Source organism: Falsiroseomonas sp. RANM36, assembly GCF_056682175.1.
Genome location: NZ_JBWXTD010000004.1, coordinates 695,218 through 699,716, shown reverse-complemented (window position 1 = coordinate 699,716; position 4,499 = coordinate 695,218). Strand labels below are relative to the sequence as shown.

Genomic DNA, 4,499 nt, shown 5'->3' with positions numbered 1-4,499 from the left:
CCCGGCGTGGGTGGGGGGCGCGCCCCGGTCTTGGGGGTGCGCCCGCGCGGCCGGGCGCGCGGCCCCGGCGGCGGCGGGCGCCGCGGCGCCGTAGAAGGGCGCGCCGGCCTGCATCTCCGCGCCGAGTTCCGTCGCCAGCCAGTTCGTCGTGCCGCCGCCCCAGCAGAAGCCGGTCACGCCAAGCTTGCCGGAGGACAGCGCATGCGCCTTCAGGAAGCGCGCGCCGTTCAGCATGTCCGTGCGCAGCTTCGCCTGGTCGAGGCGGGCCTGCATCTCCCGCCCGTCATCGTCATTGCCGGGATAACCGCCGAGCGGCGCCAGCCCGTCCGGCGCGAGGGCGAGGAAGCCCTCCACCGCCAGCCGGCGCGCCACGTCCTCGATATAGGGGTTGAGCCCACGGTTCTCGTGGATGACGAGCACGGCCGGGAAGGGACCGTTGCCGGACGGCTGCACCAGGTAGCCGCGCATCGTGCCGGAGCTGCCGCCCGGCGAGGGCCAGTCCACGTAGCGCGCCTTCATCCGCGGATCGGTGAAGGAGATGGTCTGGGCGCGCGCATAGTTGGGCATCAGCGCCTCGGCCATCGCCAGCCCGCCGGCGATCGCGGCGGCGGCCTGCAGGAAGGCGCGGCGGTCCATCCGCCCGTGGCAATACTCGTCGTAGAGATCGAAGATCCGCTGGTCGATGTCGGCCTGGGTCAGCGGCGGCGCAGGCGGCGGGACGAGACCGTCGGTCATGTTGGGCCTTTCGGGGGATGTCCGGGGACCCCCAGGCTAGTCGGCACCGCGGCGGCTTTCCAGCGGAACCGCGATATTGACACCGCCCGGCCCCGCTCCTTCGCTGCCCGGCGGCAAGTGCGGGGCGGGCATGCTCAGGATCGGTGTGGATATCGGCGGCACCTTCACCGACTTCGCGATCTGGCGGAACGAGGGCGAGGGCTATGTGCTGATCGGCAGCCGCAAGGCGCCGACCTCGCGCCCCGACCTGTCGGAGGCCGTCACGCGCGGCATCGCGGAGATCGCGGCCGAGGCGGGGGCGGGGCCCGATGATCCGATGCTGGTGGTGCACGGCACGACGGTCAGCACGAATGCGGTGATCGAGCGGTCGCAGCCGCCCGTTGCGCTGATCACGACCGAGGGCTTTCGCGACATTCTCGGCATCGCGCGGCTCAGGCTCGACAAGCCGGTTGACCTGTTCAATCGGCGCGTGGTGCCGCTCGTGCCGCGCGAACGCGTCTTTCCCGTGCGGGAGCGCATGCTGGCCGATGGCAGCGTGGACATACCGCTCGACGAGGCCGACCTGCTCGCCGCGGCGCGCACGGCGCTGGAGCGCGGCGCGACGGCGATCGGCCTGTGCTTCCTGCATGCGCATCGCAATCCCGCACATGAACGGCAGGCCGTGGACCTGATCCGCGCGCACTTCCCTGGCCTCGAGGCGATGGCCTCGCACGAGGTCTGGCCGCAGCAATCGGAATACGAACGCGCGGTGCTCACGCTGCTGAACGTCTATGTGAAGCCGCTGATGGCCGACTACATCGGCCGCATCGACGGCTTCCTGCGCGAGCGCTTCCCGCGCGCGCGGCTCTACATCACCAAGTCGAATGGCGGCGTGATGTCGGCGGAAGAGGCGCGGCGCCTGCCGATCCACACGCTGCTCTCCGGCCCGGCGGCCGGCGTCACGGCGGCGCAGACGCTGGGCGGCTATCTCGGGCTCGATCCGATCCTGACGCTGGACATGGGCGGCACCTCCACCGACGTGTCGCTGATCGACCAGGGGCGCCCGCTCATCACCGGCCAGGCGGAAGTGGGCGACTTCCCGCTGCTGATGCCCGTGACCGGCGTGGAGGCGATGGGCGCGGGTGGCGGCTCCATCGTCTGGCTCGATGGCGGCATCCTGAAGGTCGGGCCACGCAGCGCCGGATCGAAGCCGGGGCCGGCCTGCTATGGCATGGGCGGCGAGGCGCCGACGCTGACGGACGCCTATCTGCTGGCCGGCTACCTCTCGCCGGCGGGCCTGCTGGGCGGGACGCTGCGGCTGCAGCGGGACCTGGCGGAGGCCGCCTTTGCGCCGCTGGCCCAGGCGCTCGGGATGGAGGTGGTGGCGCTGGCGGAAAGCGCGATCGAGGTCGCGACCTCCAACATGCTGGCGAAGATCACGCCCTTCCTGGCGCGGATGGGCGTGAATGCCAGCGACCTGACGCTGATGATCTTCGGCGGCGCGGGCGGCGTGCACGGCCCGATCCTGGCGGACGAGGTCGGCATCCGGCGCATGGTCGTGCCGCGCGTGCCCTCCGTGTTCTGCGCCTTCGGCGGCCTGGTCTCCGACCTGGTGCATGACGCGGTGCGCACGGTGCAGGGCGTGGCGCTCGGTGCGGCCGGCCTGCAGGCGGCCTATGCCGCGCTGGAGGAAGAGGGCCGCGCCTGGCTGGAGCGGCAGGCGCATCCGGGGCAGGTGCAGGCGGTGGAGCAGGCGCGGCTGGCGGAGATGCGCTACGCGGCGCAGTCCTTCACCATCCAGGTCGATGTGACAGCGGCGCTGCGCGATGGCGACGAGGCGGCGGTGACGGAAGCCTTCCACCGCGAGCATGAGCGGCTGTTCGGCCATGCGAACCGGGAGGCGCCGGTCGCCACGGACACGCTGCGCCTGCGCACGGTCGGCCGCCAGGCGAAGCCCTCCGGCGCGCCCATGCCGCGGGCCGAGAGCGCCGCGCCGGAGCCGGTGGAGCGGCGGCGACTGCGCTTTGCGCGGCGCTGGGTGGAGGCGGTACCGATCTACGACTGGGGCGTCCTGCCGCGCGGCTGGTCCGCCGCAGGACCCGCGGTGGTGCAGCAGGATCTCGCGACCATCCTGGTGCCGCCGGGCTACACGGCGCAGCTCGGGCTGCGCGGCGATCTCGAACTGGCCAGGAGCTGAGCGATGGATCCCGTCCAGACCGAGATCATGAAGAACCGCTTCACCGCGATCGCGGAGGAAGCGGCGACCGTCGCCTATCGCACGGCGCACACCACCTTCGTGAAGCAGACGCAGGACTTCCAGGTGGCGCTGGCGCGGCTGTCAGGCGAGTTCTTCGCCTTCCCCATGATGCATGGCGTCACATCGGGCAGCGGGCAGTCCATCACCGGCCTGACCGGCCATTTCCCGGTGGAGGAGCTGCGGTCGGACGACGTGCTGATCTCCAACGATCCGTTCAGCACCGGCGGCGTGGTGACGCACATGATGGACATCCATCTCGCGCGCCCGATCTTCGTGGACGGCGAGCTCACCTGCTGGGCCTGGTCCTTCGTGCATGCCTCCGACATCGGCGGCGCGGTGCCGGGCTCGATCTCGCCGGACCTGCACGAGTGCTTCCAGGAAGGGCTGCGGCTGCGCCCGACCAAGCTGGTGCGCGGCGGCGTGCTGAACCAGGACGTGGTCAACATCCTGAAGGACAATTCGCGCATCGGCGACGCCGTCTGGGGCGACCTGGAGGCGATGATGGCGGCGATGCGCCTGCTCGACCGGCGCATCAACGCGCTCTGCGCCCGCATCGGCAAGGCCGCCTTCCACCAGGGGGTGGAGGACGTCATGGCCTATACGGAGATGCGCGCGCGGCGCGTGATCGCGGCGCTGAAGGACGGCACCTACACCTTCACGGACTACATCGAGGCCGACGATGCCGGCGAGGCGGTGCACATCCACTGCAGGCTGACGATCGAGGGCGACGAGGCGGAAGTGGACTATTCGGGCTCCTCGCCGCAGGTGCATGCCGCCTTCAACTTCACGACCGGCGGCGGCAACCATCCCTTCCTGGCGATGGCGCTGACCAACACCATCCAGACCATGGAGCCGGGCATCCCGGTGAATGGCGGGATCATGCGGCCGATCCGCGGCCACGCGCAGCCCGGCAGCGTGATGAATGCGGAATTCCCCGCCGCGATGGGCAACCGCTTCGTGGCCGTCATGCGCACCTATGACACGCTGATCGGCTGCCTGAACCAGGCGATCCCCGGCGGCATCGCCGCCTGCGGCGCAGGCCAGGCCGGCATCATCGCCTGCGGCTGGACAGATGCCGACAGCGGGCGCGGGCGCGTCGCCGTGGTGGAGCCCTTCTGCGGCGGCTCCGGCGGGCGCGACCGATGCGATGGCGTGGACGCGACGGACACCATGCTCGGCTTCCTCAAGAGCACGCCGATCGAGCATGTGGAGACCGAGACGCCGCTGGTGGTGCGCCGGCACGAGCTGGTGCCGGGCCGCTTCGGCCATGGCCGGTTCCGCGGCGGGGCCTCCGTCGCGATCGAGCTGGAATGCCGCGCGCCGGAAGCGAGCATCACGGTGCGCGGGTTGGACCGCTTCCGCTTCCAGCCCTGGGGCGTGTTCGGCGGCGGATCCGGCACCAACACCGTCACCACGCTGAACCCCGCCGGAGAGGCGCGGAACATCGGGCGAATCAAAGTGCTCACGCTGCAGCAGGGCGACGTGCTGCGCATGGTGTCGTCCTCCGGCGGCGGCGTCGGGCCGCCGT

General features: G+C 71.4%; 3 protein-coding genes (1 of these 3 running past the window's edge). 2 read left to right on the top strand and 1 reads right to left on the bottom strand.

What is annotated here, in order from left to right; translation table 11 throughout:
* On the bottom strand, positions 1-735 hold a 735-nt coding region (locus AC1MIR_RS17120; protein WP_480029389.1), incomplete at its 3' end, for a dienelactone hydrolase family protein.
* A 130-nt stretch (positions 736-865) separates the two neighbouring features.
* Here AC1MIR_RS17120 and AC1MIR_RS17115 point away from each other — a divergent pair.
* Entirely contained in the window at positions 866-2,911 is a 2,046-nt protein-coding gene (locus tag AC1MIR_RS17115; RefSeq protein WP_480029388.1) for a hydantoinase/oxoprolinase family protein, read from the top strand.
* A gap of 3 nt (positions 2,912-2,914) precedes the next feature.
* Positions 2,915-4,499: the 5' portion of a hydantoinase B/oxoprolinase family protein gene (locus tag AC1MIR_RS17110; protein ID WP_480029387.1), read on the top strand. It continues 365 nt past the right edge of the window; the window shows 1,585 of its 1,950 coding nt (coding positions 1-1,585); it begins with the start codon at positions 2,915-2,917; its stop codon lies off the right edge, out of view.

Coding starts and splice junctions, on each gene's coding strand:
- AC1MIR_RS17115 (WP_480029388.1), top strand. CDS start 866: ATGCTCAGGATCGGTGTGGATATCGGCGGCACCTTCACCGACTTCGCG.